The sequence below is a fragment of the Desertibaculum subflavum genome, from assembly GCA_003576705.1.
Classification (GTDB): Bacteria; Pseudomonadota; Alphaproteobacteria; order Ferrovibrionales; family Ferrovibrionaceae; genus Desertibaculum; species Desertibaculum subflavum.
Genome location: QOZS01000038.1, coordinates 40,369 through 58,386 on the forward strand (window position 1 = coordinate 40,369; position 18,018 = coordinate 58,386).

Consider the following 18,018-nt stretch of genomic DNA (forward strand, 5'->3'; position numbering starts at 1 on the left):
CCGCATGAGCGAGACTGCACCCGGACTGCTCGACCGGCTGTTCGGCGCGCCGGCGAGCGAGGCGATCTTTGCCGACCGGGCGCGCCTGCAGGGCATGCTGGATTTCGAGGCGGCGCTGGCCCGGGCTGAGGCGAAGGTCGGTGTGGTCCCTTCGACGGCCGTGTCGCACATCGTGGACAAGGCGCGGGCCGAGCTGTTCGACGCGGAGGAGCTGGCGCGCGGCGCCGTGCTCGCCGGCAATCTTGCCATCCCGATGGTCAAGCGCTTGACGGCCCTGGTCGCGGCGGCGGATGACGAGGCCGCGCGCTTCGTCCATTGGGGCGCCACCAGCCAGGATGCGATCGATACCGGGCTTGTGCTGCAGCTCCGTGCCTATCTCGACTGGCTGCAGCCCGAGCTCGACCGGCTCTCCGCTCACTTGGCAGGGTTGGTGAAGCGGCACCGCGCCACGCCGATGGTAGCGCGCACCTGGCTGCAGCAGGCCCTGCCGACCACCTTCGGCCTGAAGGCGGCCGGCTGGCTCGACGCGGTGGACCGGGCCCGGGCCCGCACCGCGGAAGCGCGGCCGCGAATGCTGGCGCTGCAATTCGGTGGCGCGGCCGGCACCCTCGCCGCGCTCGGCACGCGCGGGCTCGACGTGGCGGCGGCGCTGGCCGCCGATCTCGGCCTCGCGCTGCCCGCCTTGCCCTGGCACGGCGCCCGCGACCGCGTGGCCGAGATGGCGACCCTGCTCGGACTTCTCGCCGGCACGCTCGGCAAGATCGCCCGCGATGTCTCGCTCTGCATGCAGACGGAAGTCGCCGAACTGTACGAGCCGGCCGGGGAGGGACGCGGCGGATCTTCCACCATGCCGCATAAGCGCAACCCGATCGCCGCCGCGACCGTCCTGGCGGCTGCGGTGCAGGCGCCGCAGCTTGTCGCGACCTGTCTCGGCGCCATGGTGCAGGAGCACGAGCGGGCGGTCGGCGCCTGGCAGGCCGAGTGGGTGGCCTTGCCCGAGCTGTGTCGCCTGGCTGGCGGTGCGCTGCGGCACACGAGCGAGCTGATCGCCGGCCTGGAGGTCGATCCGGCGCGGATGCGCGCGAACCTGGACGCGACGCGCGGGTTGATCATGGCGGAAGCCGTGCAGATGGCGCTCGGCGAGAAGCTCGGCCGGCTCAAGGCGCATGACCTTGTCGAGGCCGCCTGCAAGCGCGCGGTCCGCGAGGGCCGGCATCTGCGTGATGTCCTGGCCGAAGACCCGGTGGTTCGGGGCGAGCTTGACCAGGCCGCGCTGGCCCGATTGTTCGAGCCGACCGCCTATCTAGGCGTCGCCGACGCGCTGATCGACCGTGTCCTCACCGGCCGGTGACGCAGATGCGCGCGAGCGGCACGCAGGGCTATGGCGAGGCGGCGGCAGTCCTGACCGAGGAGTACGAGAAGCTCGATTTCGCCAGGGTGCATCGCGACACTCTGCATCTCTTTCCGCAATCGCCCTGCCGTGTACTGGACATCGGCGCCGGCACCGGCCGCGACGCGGCGGCACTGTCGCGCCTCGGCCATCGGGTCACGGCTGTGGAACCCACCGCGGAGTTGCGCAGCTTCGGCGAGCGCGCGCATGCCGATTGCGCGATCGCCTGGCTCGACGACGGACTGCCCGACCTGCCGCGCCTGACGGCATTGAACCTGGAATACGACCTGATCCTGCTGACCGCGGTGTGGATGCATCTCGACGCAACAGAGCGTGCCCGTGCCATGCCGCTTGTCGCCGCGCGGGTCGCGCCCGGCGGGCTCGTCGTCATGTCGCTGCGGCACGGGCCGGTGCCGCCGGGGCGGCGCATGTTCGAGGTTACGGGCGACGAGACCGCCGGGTTGGCGGCTGCCTGCGGGCTCCGCCTCGTCCACCGCGGCGCGCGTGACGACATGCGCGGCCGCGCCGGCGTGCACTGGACCTATCTCGGCTTCGCCCGGCCGGCGTGATCGCCCTGCCGGCGACCTCCTGCGCCCGACCAAAAAGATATATTGCAAATGCCTCGCATTAACGGTACACCAGCAGTCGTCCGGCACCCCGACCCTGTCGGACACAACGCTCTCTGGGCACCCTCCTGCCTGCGGAGCAATCGAGGGAGGCCGCCAGCCTCGACCCCTGGCGGCCTCCCGAATTTTCCGGCTCTGCCATACGGCCTATGCGGCAGTGCGCATCATGCGCTTCGCGACGCTCGCCTGTACTGTGCCGGCACGGTGAGGTGAGCGGCCGGAGGGGGCATGTCCGCAGTCAGTTGCTTTTCCAAAGACTATGCCGAGGCGCGACGGAAATTCCGCGCCGCAGCGGCGAAGGCAGGGGCCATCCTGAAATCCTATCCGCATCCGGAAAAGGGGCCGGGCGGGGAGGATCTGGCAACGGATGTCGCCCGGATCGGTTCGCCGAGCGCCAAGCGCGTATTGCTGATCCAATCGGCAACGCACGGCGTCGAAGGATTCTGCGGATCGGGCGCGCAGATCGCCTGGCTGCGCGGCGGCGATTGGAAGCGGCTGCCCAAGGGTGTCGCCGTGGTGCTGGTGCATGCGATCAACCCGTTCGGCTTCGCCTGGGTGCGCCGCGTGACCCAGGAGAACGTCGACCTGAACCGCAACTTCCCCGACTTCCGCGCACTGCCCAAGCGGCCCGCTTACGGCGAAATCCAACCCTTTATCTTTCCCGAGCGGTGGGACGAGGCCTCGAGCGCGGCGCGACGTAAGGCGTTTGGCGCCTTCGTGGCCAAGCACGGCGCCATGGCGCTGCAGGAGGCGATCTCGGGTGGCCAGTACGGCCATGCGGACGGCATCTTCTATGGCGGGCATGAGCCGACATGGTCGCACCGCACCTTCAAGGAGATCGTCGCGCGCTATTTGAGCAAGGCGCGCCACGTCGCCTTCGTCGATCTGCATACCGGCCTCGGGCCCTACGGGCATGGCGAGCTGATCTCCATGGGCTGGCCGGGTATCGGCCAGTACGACCGCAATTGCGCCTGGTACGGTCAGGCCGTCACCTCGCCGGAGGCCGGCAGCTCGACCTCGGCCAAGCTGGTGGGCCTGATGGAACAGGCTTTGGCCAAGATGCTGCCGGACACGACGGTCACCTCCGTCGCGATCGAATACGGGACCTTTCCGACCGAAGAGGTGCTGGAAAGCCTGATGGCGGACAATTGGCTGCATCTGCGGGGCGACCTCGCCTCGCCGCTCGGCCGGGCCATCAAGGCGCGCATCCGGCGTGCCTTCTATCCCGACGAGGATGACTGGAAGGAACTGGTGGCGCTGAAGGCGCGGCTGGTCTTCCGCCGGGCCGCTGCCGGGCTCGCCGCCTCGTAGCCCGCCTGAAGAAGGACCCGCCGCCATTGGTGGGCGGCGGGCCGCCAAGTGGAGCATCACGAGCCCGCCGACAATAATGCGAATGCATTGCAATAACAACTAGCTTCGCCTATCCTCGTCGAGCCGACAGAGGAGGCGACATGGCATCCGACGCCGATACCGATCTATGCCCTGGCGGGCCATCGTTCCGCGCCCAGCGCTTCGCGGCGCAATTCGCCATCTGGGCGACGCGCATCTGGGTCGCGGCCGTAAAGCGCCACGAGAGCCCGTCGCCGATGCTGGATCAGGCCTTTGCCGCCGCCGGTGCCGCCCCGGCGCTGCCGCATCTGCACGGCCTGCTGCGCACCTTGGCGACGGCAGCGTCCCGGCAGATCGACATCCGCTGTCCCAATTGCACCTCCGTCAGTCCTGACGAGGCCGCGCTGATTCAATTGATCGACGCGTTTCAACGCGGCGCCTTCGGCGAGGCGGCAATGCTGCTGAGCGACTGGCTGCCGCCGGCGGCGGTGCGGCTCGCGATCGATCAGGCGAGTGCCCTGGCCGCCGCCCTGGCTGAAGCCGATCTCGGCATGAGCATGCGGGATGCATCGACGGCGCGCGCCGGCGGCGCTCCTGCCGCGTTGCGGCTGCACTAGCTGCGAGCGGTTGCAACGTCCCTGTAACGGTGCCTCGCCGCGAAAATTGTTGACAATCTACAGGCCGCCGTTGTTCGCTCCCTGAATGCGGGGAGGACGAGTTCCGGACCGTGCAGAAGCACGGACGGGTACCATGGCGGCAACGCGCGACAGGCGCGACAGCTGCTGGCTGGAGAACGGCCAGGCGCGCGCCGCGCCGGAAGTGCGCCGATCGCCGCTGCCCACTCAGATTGCCGATCATCTGGGCCACCTGATCCTGCGCGGCGAGTATCGCCCGGGCGAGCGCCTCAAGGAAATGGAGGTCGCCGCCAGCTACCAGGTCAGCCGCGGGCCGGTGCGCGAAGCCTTTCGCTTGCTGGAGCGGCGCGGCCTGGTCGAGGTCGTGCCGCGGCACGGCGCCCGCATCTGCACCCTCGATATCGGCGAAGTGCACGACGTCTTCTCCGTGCGCGCCGTTCTGTTCGGACTCGCCGCGCGCGGGGCCGCGGCGGCGGCCGATCCGGCCGCGCTGGCCCGGCTCGAGCGGCTGGTCGAGATACTCGAGGAATCGGCGCGCAGCATGGCCATTCCGCCGATCCAGCACGCGATGTATGCGGGCGAGGCGCAGTTCGTGATCGCCCGCGCCAGCGGCAACGCCCTGCTGCTGCGCATGCTGGACGAGGTAAACGGCCGTGCGCTCTGGCGCATGATCTGGAACGAGCGGCCGCTCGATTTCGAGCGGCGCGCGCGGCGGCGGCAATCGGCCGGGTTCTGGCGCCGGCTGCTCCGCGCCTTGAGCGCGCGCGACGGCGAGCGCGCCGAACGGACCGCCAGGGCGCTGCTCGAGGCCTCGCGCGACCACACTCTGGCCGCCCTGCGCCGCCTCGACCGGCTGCCCTCGGACAGGCGCCTCCGCGCCGGCACGGAAACGCCGGCGCCGCCGCATATGGGCGGAGGCAGCTGAGAGATGCAGGCCTATATCGTCCGCCGGCTTCTCGCCCTGATCCCCACTCTCTTCTTTGCCAGCGTCATCGTTTTCGTGGTGGTCCGCCTGATCCCCGGCGACATCATCGACTTGATGCTGTCGCAGAACGACGTCAGCGCCAGCAGGATGGACCGGCAATCGCTCGAGCAGGCGCTCGGGCTGGACCAGCCGATGCACGTCCAGTATGTGCGCTGGATCTCGGCCATCCTGCTGCACGGCGATTTTGGCAAGTCGCTGTGGCAGTCGACGCCGGTGGCGGAGCACCTTGTCGCCCGCCTGCCGATCACGCTCGAGCTGGGCCTGCTCGCCTTCATCGTGGCGCTGATCGTGGCACTGCCGATCGGCATCTATTCGGCGGTCCGGCAGGACACGGCCGGCGACTATATCGGCCGCTCGTTCTCCATCCTGATGCTGGCGATCCCGAACTTCTGGCTCGGCACGATCGTCGTGGTGTTTCCCGCGATCTGGTGGGGCTGGTCGCCGGAAGTGCGCTATGTGCCCTTCACCCAGAACCCGCTGCAGAATCTGAGCCAGATGTTCCTGCCGGCGATCATCCTCGGCACGTCGCTCTCGGCGGTCACCATGCGACTGATGCGGACGACCGTGCTTGAAGTGCTGCGCCAGGACTATGTGCGGACCGCCTGGGCCAAGGGCCTGAGCGAGCGTGTGATCGTGGTCCGGCACGTGCTGAAGAACGCGCTGATCCCGGTGGTTACCCTGATCGGGCTGCAGGCGGCGATCCTGATCGGCGGCGCGGTCATCATCGAGCAGATCTTCGTCATTCCCGGCATGGGCCTGCTGCTGCTCGAGGCGGTGAGCCAGCGCGACTATCCGATCATCACCGGCGTGTTCCTGGTCGTCGGCGTCGCCGTCGTGCTGATCAACCTGCTGGTCGACCTTTCCTATGGCCTGCTCGATCCGAAGGTGAGGCTCGGATGACCGCGATCACCGAAGCCACGGTCGGGCGGCGCGAACGCGGCCCCTTTATCGGCTTCGCGATCCGGCTGTTCCGCGACAAGCCGCTGGGTGCGGCCGGTTGCGTCATCTTCCTGCTGTTCCTGTTCTGTGGGCTGTTCGCCGACGTGCTGGCGCCGCAGACCATCAACCAGATCAGCCCGATCAACCGGCTGAAGGCGCCGTCGCTGCAATTCCCGTTCGGCACCGACAATCTCGGGCGCGACATGTTCTCGCGCATCCTGTACGGCGCCCAACTCTCCGTCATCATCGGCTTCTGCGCCGCCGGGCTTGCGACCGTGATCTCGGTCGTGCTCGGCATCGTCACCGGCTATCTCGGCGGCAAGGTCGACATGGTGGCGCAGCGCTTCGTCGACGCCTGGATGAGCTTTCCGGACCTGGTGATCCTGATCGTCGTGGTGTCGGTGGTCGGGCCCGGCATGTGGCAGGTCATTGTCATTCTGGGCTTCCTCTACGGCATCGCCGGATCGCGCATCATCCGCGGCGCCGTGATCTCGGTGCGCGAGAACATGTATGTGCATGCCGCACAGTCGATCGGCGCGACCACCCCGCGCATCCTGCTGCGCCACATCCTGCCCAATGTCATGCCGCCGGTGATCGTGCTGTTCACCACCCGCGTCGGCGCGGTGATCCTGGCGGAATCCGGCCTGTCGTTCCTTGGCCTCGGCGTGCCGCCGCCGGCGCCGACCTGGGGTGGCATGCTTTCCGGGGCCGGGCGCAGCTTCATGTATCTCGCGCCGTGGCTGGCGTTGGCGCCCGGCATCTGCCTGACCCTGGTGGTCTACGGCATCAACGTGTTCGGCGATGCGCTGCGCGACCTGCTGGATCCGCGCATGCGCGGCAGCGGCAAGTAGGAGACTTCGCGGCAAGACAACAAGCAGACGAGGCAGAGGAGGAAGACATGAGGCACACGTTCAAACGGAGCCTGCTCGCCGCCATTGCGGCAGGCTCGCTGCTCACCGGCGCCGCTGTCGCCCAGGAGCAGCCGAAATACGGCGGGACGCTGGAGATCGGCACCGTCTACGTGACGCTCTCGGCGCTGTCCTGGGACCCCTATGACTGGAACTGGAAACTGAACCACGATACCGGCCAGTTCTACGAGCAGCTCTTCGCCGCCGATCTCAGCAAGGCGAAGAAGAGCGGCGGCGCGCATCCCTTTGTCGCCGATGCCTGGCTGCCGTCGAGCGCCATCCGGGGCGAGCTGGCGGAGAAGTGGGAATGGCAGGAGAACCCGCTGGCGGTGGTGATCACGCTGCGCAAGGGCATCATGTTCCCGGAGAAGCCCGGCGTCATGCCTTCGCGCGAGCTGGTGGCCGATGACGTCGTGTTCAGCTTCGACCGGCTGAATTCCAGCCCGAAGAAGATCAAGGAGTATTTCGACCACATCGAGAAGGTCTACGCCAAGGACAAGCACACCGTCGTCTTCCAGTTCAAGACCTTCCATGCCGAATGGGACTATCGCTTCGGGTGGGGCTATTTCTCGCCGATCATTCCGAAGGAAGTGGTCGATGCCGGCGCGACCAACTGGAAGAATGTGAACGGCACCGGGCCGTTCCAGCTGACCGATTTCGTGCAGGGCAATTCGAACACCTACAGCAAGAATCCGATCTACTGGGACAAGGAAAAGATCGGCGGCCAGGAATACAAGCTGCCTTTCGTCGACAAGGTGGTGTACCGCACCATCAAGGACGAGGCGACCTTCATCACCGCGCTGCGCACCGGCAAGCTCGACATGCTGGAGGCGATCCGCTGGCAGAACGTGGAGAGCCTGAAGAAGAGCGCGCCGCAGCTGAAGTGGAATCGCTGGCTCAACATGTCCGGCACATTCCTGTCGATGGCGGTGAACGAGAAGCCGTTCGACGACGTCCGCGTGCGCCGTGCGCTCAACATGGCGGTGAACAAGAAGGAGATCGTCGAGGCCTACTATAACGGCAATGCCGAGCTCTTCGCCTATCCGCAGCATCCCGACTATCACGGCTATTTCGAGCCGCTGGAGAAGATGCCGGCCTCGGTGCAGGAGCTGTTCACCTACAACCCGAAGAAGGCGAAGGAGCTGCTGAAGGAGGCGGGCCACCCCAACGGCTTCAGCTTCAAGGTCCAGGTCTGCTCCTGCAATCCTGACCATATGGAGCTCTTGCCGCTGGTCGCCGGCTATCTCGAGCAGGTCGGCGTGAAGCTCGAGATCCAGCCGATGGAGTACGGCGCCTTCCTCTCCGCCATGACCTCGCGGAAAATGACGCCCGGCTATTTCATGAACAACGGGCATACCAACCCGACGACGACGATCCGCAAGAGCTTCGCTACCGGCCAGACCTGGAATCCCTCCGGCTATTCGGATGCCAAGCTCGACGCGAAGATCAACGTCGCCTACCAGACCCGCGACGAGGAGAAGCGCCAGGAACTGCTGCGCGAGATGACGATCGAGATGCTGGACAAGGCGCCTTATGTCTGGCTGCCGACGCCGTACGTCTACACGGCGTGGTGGCCGTGGGTGAAGAACTACAATGGCGAACTGCGCGCCGGAGCGGTGCGCCCGGGCCCGATCTATGCCCGCATCTGGGTCGATCAGGAAATGAAGAAGAAGATGGGATACTGATGAACTAGGGCATCATTCGATGCCGCTTCTCGAAGTCGACGGCCTGACCACGCGGTTCCGCACCGAGCGGGGCGTGGTCCAGGCCGTCGACAACGTCTCTTTCGACCTCGAGGAAGGGGAGACGCTCGCCATCGTCGGCGAGAGCGGGTCGGGCAAGAGCGTCACCGCCATGTCGGTGCTCGGCCTGATCCCGCGGCCGCCGGGCGAGATCACCGCGGGCCGCGTGATGTTCGAGGGCCGTGACCTGCTCGAACTCTCCGACGAGGAAATGCAGGAAGTCAGAGGCGACCGCATCGCCATGATCTTCCAGGAGCCGATGTCGTCGCTCAACCCGGCGCTCACCATCGGCCTGCAGGTGGGCGAGCCGCTCAATCGGCACCGCAAGATGTCCTGGACCGAGTCGCTCAAGGGGGCGGTCGGCCTGCTGCGCAAGGTGCAGATCCCGGACCCGGCGAGCCGGCTGCAGGCCTACCCGCACCAGTTCTCCGGTGGCATGCGCCAGCGCGTCATGATCGCCATGGCGTTGGCCTGCCAACCCAAGCTGATCATTGCCGACGAGCCGACCACGGCGCTCGACGTCACGGTGCAGGCGCAGATCCTGGAGCTCCTGAAGAATCTTACCCGCGAATTCGGCTCGGCCATGATCCTGATCACGCACGATCTCGGCGTGGTGGCACGCTATGCCGATCGGGTCTGCGTGATGTATGCCGGGCGCATCGTGGAGAGCGGCACTGCGGCCGACATATACGGCGACCCGCGCCACCCCTACACGCTTGGCCTGATGGCCTCGATTCCGCGTCTCGATGAGGACACGCAGCGCCGCCTGGTGCCGATCGAGGGCCAGCCGCCGAACCTGGCCGCGCTGCCGCCCGGCTGCAGCTTCGCGCCGCGCTGCCGCTACGTCACCGACCGGTGCCGCAGCGAACGGCCGGCACTCGAGGCCATCGCCGGTCGCCACATGAAGGCCTGCTTTGCCAATGTCTCAAACCGCGTCTGAGCCCCTGCTCGCCGTCGAAGGATTGCGGGTCCACTTCCCGATCATGCGTGGCGTCGTGCTGAAGCGGCAGGCCGCCACCGTGCGGGCGGTGGACGGCATAAGCTTTTCCCTCAATGCCGGCGAAACGCTCGGCCTGGTCGGCGAGTCGGGCTGCGGCAAGTCGACCACCGGTCTTGCCGTGCTCCGCATGCTGAGCGTCACCGAGGGCAGCATCCGCTTCGAGGGGCACGACATCACCGCGCTCGACAAGTCCGCCATGCGGCCGATCCGCCGTCGCATGCAGATGGTCTATCAGGACCCGTTCGGCTCGCTCAATCCGCGGATGAAAGTCGCGGATATCATCGGCGAGCCGCTGGTGGTGCACGGCCTTGCCGAAGACCGCGCCGCCTATCGCGAGCGCGTGGCGGAGCTGCTCCGGCTCGTCGGGCTGAACGCGGAAATGGGCGGCCGCTACCCGCACGAGTTCTCCGGCGGCCAGCGCCAGCGGATCGGCATCGCCCGCGCGCTTGCGGTCAGCCCGGCCCTGGTGATCTGCGACGAGCCGGTCTCGGCGCTCGACGTCTCGATCCAAGCCCAGGTGGTCAACCTGTTCCAGGACGTGCAGGCGCGACTGGGCCTCGCCTATCTCTTCATCGCGCACGACCTCGCCGTCGTGCGCCATATCAGCGACCGCATTGCGGTGATGTATCTCGGCAAGATCGTCGAGGTCGCGCCGCGGCAGGAGCTCTACAGGCGGCCGCAGCACCCCTATACCCGCGCGCTGCTCGCCGCGGTGCCGATCCCCAATCCGCGAGTCGAGGCGGGGCGCGCGCATCAGGTTCTGGCCGGCGAAGTGCCGAGCCCCATCAATCCGCCGCCCGGCTGCCGCTTCCATACGCGGTGTCCGTTGGCCACGGCGGCATGCCGGGTCGAGGAGCCGGTGCTGCGCGAACTTTCCACCGGGCACCACGTCGCCTGCCACCTCGCCGGCTGACCGCATCGCGACCCCGGTGTCAGCTCAAGCGGAAAGACGCGGCTGGCGCGGGATCACCCGCGCGGCAGGGAAGCGGACGGTAGCGGTGGTCCCTTCGCCGGGAGCGCTGGTCAGCTCGAGCGTGGCGTCGTGCAACTCGGCAAGGCGCTTGCAGAGCGGCAGGCCGAGGCCGGTGCCCTCGAAGCGCCGGCTCAGCGAGCTCTCGATCTGGGCGAACGGCTCCATGGCGCGGGGAATGTCCTCCGGCCGCATGCCGATTCCGGTATCGGTGATGGCGATCGTCAATGCGCTGTTCGGAGCGATCGCGGCCGCCAGCGTGACGGATCCGCCTTCGGGCGTGAACTTGATGGCGTTGGAAAGCAGGTTGATGAGTATCTGCTTCAAGGCCCGTGCGTCGGCGCGGAGGGAGGGAAGTGCGGGTGGCACCGCGCTCGTCAGCTTGACGCCGGCCTCGGCGGCACGCCCCTGAACCAGTCGGATGCTGCTGTCGATCAGGCGGCCGAGGTCGACCGCCTCGTCGGACAAATCGAGCTTGCCGGCTTCGATCTTCGACAGGTCGAGGATGTCGTTGATGATGTCGAGCAGGTGCGTCCCGCTGGTGTGAATGTCGCGCGCGTAGCTGACATAGCGCGGGCCGACCGTGCCGAAGGCCTCGCGCATGATCAGCTCCGAGAAGCCGATCACGGCATTGAGCGGCGTGCGAAGCTCATGGCTCATGGTGGCGAGGAATTCGCTCTTGGCGCGGCTCATCTGCTCCGCCGACTCTTTCGCCTCGCGCAGTATCGCCTCGGCGCTCATCCGGTCGGTGACGTCCTGCACCAGCGAGGCACCGCCGATGACGCCGCCCTGTTCGTCCACGATCGGAGTGTTGTACCAGTCGCAGATCAGCTGCCGACCGTCCTTCGCAATGTTCCGGTTGGTCGCGCGCCGGCCGCCCTGGCCGGCCAGCATGCGCATCAGCCCCTGCGTGACCTTGCTGCGCGAGCTTTCCGGGACCAGAAGCTCCGGCCCGTTGCGCCCGATCACCTCCCAGGGCTCGTAGCCGAAGATCTTCTGGGCCGCCCGATTCCATGCCGTGATGCGGGCGTCGGCATCCCACTCGATCACGCCGACCGGCGTGTTCTCGATGTGCAGGGCCAGCCGCTGCTCCGAGCGGCGCAGCTCCTCTTCGCGCCGCTTTTTCTCGCCAATATCGCGACCGATGCCGCGATAGCCCAGGAAGCGGCCTGTCCCATCGAAGATCGGCTTGCCGCTCGAGCTGATCCAGCGCTTCGCGCCGGTGGGCAGATGCACTTCCAGCTCGAAGTCGCGGAAAGGCCGGCGGGCATCCAGATCGGCCTGATGCCGCGCCCACTCTCCGGAATCCTTGGGCGGCTTTCCGATCTCGTCCCGGCGTTTGCCGATAAACCACTCGGCCGGCACCCCGACCACCGACTGGGCTTGATCGCTCATGAAGGAGAAGCGCAAGTCCGCGTCCATCTCCCAGACCCAGTCGGTCGATACGTCGACGAAATCGGCGAACCGCGCGCGGCTCTCGCGCGTTTCGGTCTCGGCGCGAACGCGCTCGGTGATGTCGTCAGCGATGGTCACGTAGCCAAGGCCGTCGAGGCGATAGCGCCGCACGTCGACGATCCGTCCGTTGGCCAGCTGCAGTTCCTGCCGGTTGGGCAGAGTGGCCCATGCCGTCGCGAACTCGCGCTCCACGATGTCGTCGACAGCGCCGGGACCGAAATCTCCTTGCTCGGCCTGCCAGCGCAAGATGTCGCGGATGCCGGTGCCGACCTGGGCAAGATGGTCCGGCACGCTGCGCATCTCCGCGTAGCGGCGGTTCCAACTGATCAGCTGATAATTCAGATCCAGGATGCAGATCGCCTCACCCATTGCCTCGAATGTCGCTTCGAGCAATGCGTTCCGGGCAGCAAGCTCGCGCACCTTCGCTTCGGGATCGCTCATGGGACGCGGATCTTTCTCCATCCTCATGGGCGGGAATGTGATGCTCGCAACGTGACCGCAAGCCTCACGTTGCGCTGCCTTCGGCCGCCGCCGGCTGGCAATCTCCTATTACAAAGTTAACATTGGTTTGCGAAGGCAGGATTGCCCCCCGGATGGAATTGGGAGGCGCCACCCGCTAGGCAGGAGCCGGAATCTGCAATGTCGAGTTCATCGATGCGCCCGCTCACCGATATTCCACCCGATTTACGGCTTCGCGTTCGCTATGTCCTGACCGATATCGACGACACCATGACCGATCACGGCCGCCTCGGCGCCAAGGCTTATGCCGCGATGGAAGCCTTGGAGGAGGCCGGGCTCAAGGTAATTCCGGTGACCGGCCGGCCGGCAGGTTGGTGCGACATGATCGCCCGGTTCTGGCCGGTCGATGCCGTGATCGGCGAGAACGGCGCCTTCTGGTTCCGATACGATCGCGATGCACGACGGATGTCGCGGCATTATGTGCTCACCCCGGCTGAGCGCCGTCGCCATCGCGGGCGGCTCGAAGCGTTGTCGGCGAAGATCCTGGGCGACGTGCCGGGCGCTGCCGTGGCTGCGGACCAGGCCTATCGCGAGGCCGACCTGGCGATCGATTTCTGCGAAGACGTGGCGCCGCTCGATCGGCCGGATGTCCTTCGCATCGTGGAGCTGTTCGAAGCTGCCGGCGCCCACGCCAAGGTGAGCTCGATCCACGTGAACGGTTGGTTCGGCGAATTCGACAAGCTCAGCACGGCCCGGTCGCTGTTCCGCGACCACTATGGGCTGGACGATGCTGGCATGCGGAGCGCTGCTGCCTATGTCGGCGATTCACCGAACGACGCGCCGCTGTTCGGCTTCCTGCCGCTTTCCGTCGGCGTGGCGAACGTGCGCGATTTCGTCGGCATGCTGCCGGCCGAGCCGGCCTATGTCACCCCGTCCCGCGGCGGCGCGGGGTTCGCGGAGCTCGCGGCGATGCTGATCGAGGCTACCAGGTAAGCAGCGCTGTCACGTAGTGTGGCCAGGCGTTCCAACGCGTCGCCTCCGCCTCGATCAGGGCCGGCGGCGGGCGCTCGCCACGGCCAAGGCGCCAATGGCTGCCATGCAGGCCGCCGGCGACGAACAGGCTGGCGATGCCGAAGCGGCTCGCGCCTTGGATGTCGGTGCGAAAGCTGTCGCCGACCGCGAGCAGCCGCGCTGCCGGGAGCCCGAGCCGGTCGACGCTCGCGCGATAGGCCGAGGCGTCCGGCTTGCCGAACCAGTGCACTTGGCCGCCCATCGATTCGTAAAGCGCTGCAATGGCGCCGGCGCAAGGCACCTCATCGGTGCCGCGCATTACGCTGAGATCGGGATTGGCGCAGACCAGCGGCAATCGGCGCCGAAGCGCGGCATCGAGCAGAGCGCGATAGTCGTCGGCGGTCTCCCGCTCATCGTCATGCAGGCCGGTGACCAGCAGCAGATCGGCCGTCTGAACGTCGTCGATCAGCCGGACGTCCAGGCCGTCGATCAGGCCATGATCGCGCTCCGGTCCGATCCGCAGGCATTTGGCATTGCGGCCTCCGGGCTCGCCTCGCAGCAACGCCGCATGAACGAGATCGCCGGAAGTGAGAACTCCGTCATAGGCGTCGCGTGGCACGCCGATCTTGTCCAGGAACACGGCGACCGCATCGGAGCGGCGCGGCGCATTCGACAACAGCAGGATCGGCCGTGCCGACCGCTTGATGGCGGCCATCGCGGTGAGGGCACCGGGATATGGCGCCTTGCCGTCGTGCACCACGCCCCACAGATCGAAGATGAAGCCATCGAACCGCTCGGCGATCTCGGCCAGATGGTCGATGAAGCGGAACGAAGTCAGGGTCAACTCTCCTCGCGGCTCCGCCGCGGCTCGCCGAAGACCCAACCCTGTCCGAAATCGGGGCGCAGGTCGAGCATGTCGGCGACCTGCGCTTCGGTCTCGACCTTTTCCGCGACGAGGTCGACGCCGTTTCGGTCGAGACCCGTGCGGAGCGCACGCAGCTCCGTCCCTCCCGGTCCGGCCTTCAATAGCAGCGGTGCGTCGATCTTGACGAACCTCACGCCGTGTCCGGCCAGCCAGTCGATGTCGAGATCCAGCCGGCCGACCCGATCGATGGAGAAGCGGTAGCGGCGTTCGGCCAGATCGAGCAGAACCGCCCGTGCGGCCGGCGAGCCCGCCTGGAAGTCCGCCAGCGGAAACTCGAACACGATGTGGTCGGCGAGCTCCGGATTCTGGTCCAGGAAATCGAGGAAGGATTCGACGAACGTGCCATCTTCGAGCGTCCGCATCGTCATGTTGACGAAAAAGCCGACATCGCGGCTGCGGCGACGAACCCGGCGGATGACCTGCACGCAGCGGAACAGAAGGTAGTTGTCGATGGTAGCGAGAAGGCCGGCCGATTCCGCCATGGCGAGGTAGCGATCCGGGCTGAGGACCGTTCCGACCTCGGTTCGTATCCGCGAGAAGCATTCGTAGAAGCGCGTCCGGCGTTGCGGCAGGCTGACCACCGGCTGCAAGTAGAGATCGACGCGGTTCTCCTCGATCGCCGTGCGCAGCTGCTCGAGTGTCGTCGTCCCGGTTGCATCCCGCTGTGTCGGCTGCCCCGCGGGAAGTGCGATCGCGGCGCCGGCGGGCGTCGCGGCGCGGCCGTCCATGCGCTGGGCGAATTGTGTGAGCAGCGATTTCAGCAGCTGCATCTCGTCGGTGCCCGACGCCGGCACATTGGCGTCCCGCCGCAGGGCGGCGATCTCCTCGCGGGCCAGCTCGAGTTCGCTTCGCCTCTCGATTTCGCTGCGGCGCAATTCGGCAAGATCGCTCATGAGCGAAACGATGGCGACCCGCCGTGCCGTCACTTCGTGCAGCAGTGCGAAGAGCAGGAACAGCGCGGCCGTGGCCACGTATCCGCCGGTCGGATCGGACAGGCCGAGCACCGCCGTGCCAAAATGCGTACCGATCATGGCGGCGAGCAGCGTGTAGCTGAAGATCAGGGCGATGTGCACGAAGGGCGACATGCGACGGCGCAGGCGGCGGAGTGAGAGAGCCACTCTCCCTCGCGCCTGGTTGCGATATGGTTAACCAATTCTAATCGCGCAGGTGAGCGCCGCCCGGCGCAACCGGCGCGGGTCTGGGGAGGGGCAGCTGATGGCAGGGCAGCAGACGGGCATGCGGCGCGTGGCGGCGGCAGAGCGCATGCTGGCGCGGGTGCGACGCATCGAGGACCGTGACGGTGTGACCACGGCGGCACTCGATGCGATCAAGGCGGAGCTGATCGAACTCGCCAGCCAGGAAGAACTGTTTCCACCCGGACATTTCCCGGTGCGGGCGGGAAGCTTCGGCAGCGTATATCGAATCGCCGAAGATGCCGATGGTCGCTTCGCGCTCTACGGTTCGGCAGGCGTGCCGGGCAAGGCGCAGCCGGCGCACAATCACACGACCTGGGCGGTGATCGCCGGCGTGCGCGGCATCGAGCACAATGTGATGTACCGGCGCACCGACAATCGATCCGTGGCTGGACAGGGCAGCCTCGCCAAGGTCGGCGAGCTGTCGGTGGTGCGCGGCAATGCCGTGGGCTACCTGCCGGACGACTTCCATACGATCGAGACACGGGGGGAGGAGGCCTCGCTCCATCTGCATCTCTATGGTCTGAGTCTCGAGCGCCTGCCGGAACGGATCTACTTCCCCGATATCGCCGGCGGCGCCTATTCGGTGTTTCCTGCGCCGCCGCGGATCGCGCCGGCGGTCGTGCCGGCCGCCGAGCTCAAAGCGATGCTCCATGACGGCGACGAGCTTGCCTTGCTCGACCTGCGCGAGGAGGGCGTATTCGACCGGGGCCATTTGTTTCACGCGGTGCCGATGCCGCTGAGCCGCCTCGAACTCCTGGCCGAGCGGCTGGTGCCACGCAAATCGGCGCGCATCGTGCTGTGCGATGCCGATGGGGGCGAACTGGTACGGCGCGGTGCGGAGCGGCTGGTCCGCCTCGGGTATCGCAACATTCAGGCCCTCGACCGCGGGCTCGAAGGCTGGCGCGACGCGGGCTACGAGATTTTCGCCGGCGTCAACGTGCCGAGCAAGGCATTCGGCGAATTCGTCGAGCATCATGACGATACGCCCCGCATCGAGGCGCCGGCGCTGAAGGCGGCGATCGATCGCGGCGATGATGTCGTTGTTCTCGACAGCCGCCCCTACGAGGAATTCCACGCCATGAGCATTCCGGGCGGCATTGATTGCCCGGGGGCGGAGCTGGTGCGCCGGGCCTTCGACGTGGTGCGCTCGCCGCGGACGACGATCGTCGTGAACTGCGCTGGCCGGACGCGCAGCATCATCGGCGCCCAGTCGCTGATCAATGCCGGTATTCCAAACCGCGTGCTGGCATTGAAGGACGGCACGATGGGGTGGCATCTCGCCGGCTTCGACATTGCCCGCGGCGCCGTGGCGCGGGCGCCGGCACCGGGTGCCGTCGGCCTGGCGAAGGCGCAAGTGGCCGCGGCGGCGGTCGCCCGTCGCTTCGGCGTGTCCTTCATCGGCGAAGACCAGCTGGCGGTTCTGCGGTCGGAAGCGGATCGCCGCTCGCTCTTCCTGCTTGATGTGCGGGATCCGGCTGAGTTTGCCGCAGGCCATGTCGCCGGCTCGCGTTCGGCGCCGGGGGGACAGCTGGTACAGGCGACCGATCGCTATGTCGGCACGCGGGGTGCCCGGTTGGTGCTGATCGACGATGACGGGGTGCGGGCGACGATGACGGCCTCGTGGCTCGTGCAGATGGGCTGGCAGGACGTGTTCGTCCTGAAGGGCGGGCTGGCGGATCCGGCGCAGCTGCAGCGGGGATCGGAGGCAGCGATGCCACCGTCGCTGGCCTTGCCGAAGGCGCAGTTCGTTGCGGCGCGCGATCTTGCTGCGATGCAGGCGGAGCGAAGGGTCACCGTGATCGATCTCGATACGTCGCTGCGCTATCGGGCCGGCCATGTGCCGGGCGCCTGGTTCGCGGTCCGCTCGCGGCTCGCCGACACGGTGCGCAAGCTGCCGGAGACCGACATCGTGGCCGTGACATCAGGCGACGGCGTGCTGGCGCGGCTCGCCGCGCCGGAGATCGCCGCCCTCGTCGGGGCGGACGTGGTCGTGCTCGAAGGCGGCAATCAGGCGTGGCGTGCGGCGGGGTTGCCGATCGAAACCGGATTCACCCGGATGCTCTGCCGCAACGATGATGCCTGGTATCGCCCGTATGACCATGACGGCAATGTCGAGGCGCATATGCGGGCCTATCTGGCCTGGGAGGTCGACCTCGTGGCGCAGGTCGAGCGCGACGGCGATGCGGGGTTCCGGCGATTTTCGTCATGAAAGCGTCGCGCCCCTTGTCAGGCCCGGGGGACGCGCGTATATACCCGTCACTCCTGCGGTGACGCTTGTTTGCGGACACGGGATTGCACCCGTGGCCGAGGCGCGCGCGTCGTTTGGAGTTGCTCTTTTACAAGTGAATAGACGGAAGGGGGACGTGGCTGGCGGGTCCTGAGTGATGGGATCTGTTGGTTTGCGTTCCTTGAAATGCGATTGCCTGGGTTGGGTTTGGGTATCCTGGA

The 18,018-nt window shown here is 67.1% G+C and carries 15 protein-coding genes; 12 read left to right on the forward strand and 3 right to left on the reverse strand.

Annotation, left to right across the window (positions count from 1 at the left end; all coding sequences use genetic code 11):
• The first annotated feature begins 4 nt into the window (after positions 1-4).
• The 10 genes from DT074_RS18990 (at position 5) to DT074_RS19035 (ending at position 10,467) form a co-directional block, all read left to right on the forward strand.
• A complete protein-coding gene (locus tag DT074_RS18990) occupies positions 5-1,351 on the forward strand; it encodes a 3-carboxy-cis,cis-muconate cycloisomerase (protein WP_119421441.1) in 1,347 nt (448 codons plus the stop codon).
• Positions 1,352-1,356: 5 nt separating this feature from the next.
• The gene (locus DT074_RS18995) at positions 1,357-1,959 is read left to right on the forward strand and encodes a class I SAM-dependent methyltransferase (RefSeq protein ID WP_119421456.1); all 603 of its coding nucleotides are present in this window, start codon (positions 1,357-1,359) and stop codon (positions 1,957-1,959) included.
• 285 nt (positions 1,960-2,244) lie between these two features.
• The gene (locus DT074_RS19000) at positions 2,245-3,327 is read left to right on the forward strand and encodes a M14 family metallopeptidase (protein WP_119421442.1); all 1,083 of its coding nucleotides are present in this window, start codon (positions 2,245-2,247) and stop codon (positions 3,325-3,327) included.
• Between the two features lie 140 nt (positions 3,328-3,467).
• Positions 3,468-3,962 (forward strand): hypothetical protein, encoded by a 495-nt coding sequence (locus DT074_RS19005; protein ID WP_119421443.1) that lies wholly within the window; start codon positions 3,468-3,470, stop codon positions 3,960-3,962.
• 133 nt (positions 3,963-4,095) lie between these two features.
• Positions 4,096-4,905, forward strand: coding sequence for a GntR family transcriptional regulator (locus tag DT074_RS19010; RefSeq protein ID WP_162915013.1), 810 nt, complete (start codon positions 4,096-4,098; stop codon positions 4,903-4,905).
• A 3-nt stretch (positions 4,906-4,908) separates the two neighbouring features.
• Positions 4,909-5,865: an ABC transporter permease gene (locus tag DT074_RS19015; RefSeq protein ID WP_119421445.1), complete on the forward strand. Its 957-nt coding sequence runs from the start codon at positions 4,909-4,911 to the stop codon at positions 5,863-5,865.
• Positions 5,862-6,755 carry an ABC transporter permease gene (locus DT074_RS19020; protein WP_119421446.1) on the forward strand — a complete coding sequence of 298 codons (894 nt, stop codon included), beginning with the start codon at positions 5,862-5,864 and terminating at the stop codon, positions 6,753-6,755. The genes DT074_RS19015 and DT074_RS19020 overlap by 4 nt, the downstream gene beginning before the upstream one ends.
• A gap of 47 nt (positions 6,756-6,802) precedes the next feature.
• Complete coding sequence (locus DT074_RS19025; RefSeq protein WP_119421447.1) at positions 6,803-8,497, forward strand: ABC transporter substrate-binding protein; 1,695 nt, start codon at positions 6,803-6,805, stop codon at positions 8,495-8,497.
• A gap of 19 nt (positions 8,498-8,516) precedes the next feature.
• The gene (locus DT074_RS19030) at positions 8,517-9,494 is read left to right on the forward strand and encodes an ABC transporter ATP-binding protein (protein ID WP_119421448.1); all 978 of its coding nucleotides are present in this window, start codon (positions 8,517-8,519) and stop codon (positions 9,492-9,494) included.
• Positions 9,475-10,467, forward strand: a complete 993-nt coding sequence (locus tag DT074_RS19035) for an ABC transporter ATP-binding protein (RefSeq protein ID WP_119421449.1) — start codon at positions 9,475-9,477, stop codon at positions 10,465-10,467. Before DT074_RS19030 ends, DT074_RS19035 begins: the two co-directional genes overlap by 20 nt.
• A 24-nt stretch (positions 10,468-10,491) precedes the next feature.
• Here DT074_RS19035 and DT074_RS19040 read toward each other — a convergent pair whose 3' ends face one another.
• Positions 10,492-12,420, reverse strand: coding sequence for a PAS domain S-box protein (locus DT074_RS19040; protein WP_162915014.1), 1,929 nt, complete (start codon positions 12,418-12,420; stop codon positions 10,492-10,494).
• Between the two features lie 213 nt (positions 12,421-12,633).
• Between DT074_RS19040 and DT074_RS19045 the strand changes: the two genes are divergently transcribed.
• Positions 12,634-13,431 carry an HAD-IIB family hydrolase gene (locus DT074_RS19045; protein ID WP_119421451.1) on the forward strand — a complete coding sequence of 266 codons (798 nt, stop codon included), beginning with the start codon at positions 12,634-12,636 and terminating at the stop codon, positions 13,429-13,431.
• Here the strand turns inward: DT074_RS19045 and DT074_RS19050 are convergent.
• Together DT074_RS19050 and DT074_RS19055 are read right to left on the reverse strand one after the other, a co-directional pair.
• Positions 13,421-14,293: a TIGR01459 family HAD-type hydrolase gene (locus DT074_RS19050; protein ID WP_162915015.1), complete on the reverse strand. Its 873-nt coding sequence runs from the start codon at positions 14,291-14,293 to the stop codon at positions 13,421-13,423. The two genes, DT074_RS19045 and DT074_RS19050, sit on opposite strands and share 11 nt — an antisense overlap.
• Entirely contained in the window at positions 14,290-15,459 is a 1,170-nt protein-coding gene (locus tag DT074_RS19055; RefSeq protein WP_162915016.1) for an EAL domain-containing protein, read from the reverse strand. Before DT074_RS19055 ends, DT074_RS19050 begins: the two co-directional genes overlap by 4 nt.
• 130 nt (positions 15,460-15,589) lie before the next feature.
• On the opposite strand from DT074_RS19055, the gene DT074_RS19060 reads away from it, so the two are divergent.
• Positions 15,590-17,779 carry a rhodanese-like domain-containing protein gene (locus DT074_RS19060; protein ID WP_119421454.1) on the forward strand — a complete coding sequence of 730 codons (2,190 nt, stop codon included), beginning with the start codon at positions 15,590-15,592 and terminating at the stop codon, positions 17,777-17,779.
• Positions 17,780-18,018: the final 239 nt, after the last annotated feature.

Coding starts and splice junctions, on each gene's coding strand:
- DT074_RS18990 (WP_119421441.1), top strand. CDS start 5: ATGAGCGAGACTGCACCCGGACTGCTCGACCGGCTGTTCGGCGCGCCG.
- DT074_RS19020 (WP_119421446.1), top strand. CDS start 5,862: ATGACCGCGATCACCGAAGCCACGGTCGGGCGGCGCGAACGCGGCCCC.
- DT074_RS19055 (WP_162915016.1), bottom strand. CDS start 15,459: ATGTCGCCCTTCGTGCACATCGCCCTGATCTTCAGCTACACGCTGCTC.
- DT074_RS18995 (WP_119421456.1), top strand. CDS start 1,357: ATGCGCGCGAGCGGCACGCAGGGCTATGGCGAGGCGGCGGCAGTCCTG.
- DT074_RS19040 (WP_162915014.1), bottom strand. CDS start 12,420: ATGAGCGATCCCGAAGCGAAGGTGCGCGAGCTTGCTGCCCGGAACGCA.
- DT074_RS19025 (WP_119421447.1), top strand. CDS start 6,803: ATGAGGCACACGTTCAAACGGAGCCTGCTCGCCGCCATTGCGGCAGGC.
- DT074_RS19045 (WP_119421451.1), top strand. CDS start 12,634: ATGCGCCCGCTCACCGATATTCCACCCGATTTACGGCTTCGCGTTCGC.
- DT074_RS19000 (WP_119421442.1), top strand. CDS start 2,245: ATGTCCGCAGTCAGTTGCTTTTCCAAAGACTATGCCGAGGCGCGACGG.
- DT074_RS19030 (WP_119421448.1), top strand. CDS start 8,517: ATGCCGCTTCTCGAAGTCGACGGCCTGACCACGCGGTTCCGCACCGAG.
- DT074_RS19010 (WP_162915013.1), top strand. CDS start 4,096: ATGGCGGCAACGCGCGACAGGCGCGACAGCTGCTGGCTGGAGAACGGC.
- DT074_RS19005 (WP_119421443.1), top strand. CDS start 3,468: ATGGCATCCGACGCCGATACCGATCTATGCCCTGGCGGGCCATCGTTC.
- DT074_RS19060 (WP_119421454.1), top strand. CDS start 15,590: ATGGCAGGGCAGCAGACGGGCATGCGGCGCGTGGCGGCGGCAGAGCGC.
- DT074_RS19035 (WP_119421449.1), top strand. CDS start 9,475: ATGTCTCAAACCGCGTCTGAGCCCCTGCTCGCCGTCGAAGGATTGCGG.
- DT074_RS19015 (WP_119421445.1), top strand. CDS start 4,909: ATGCAGGCCTATATCGTCCGCCGGCTTCTCGCCCTGATCCCCACTCTC.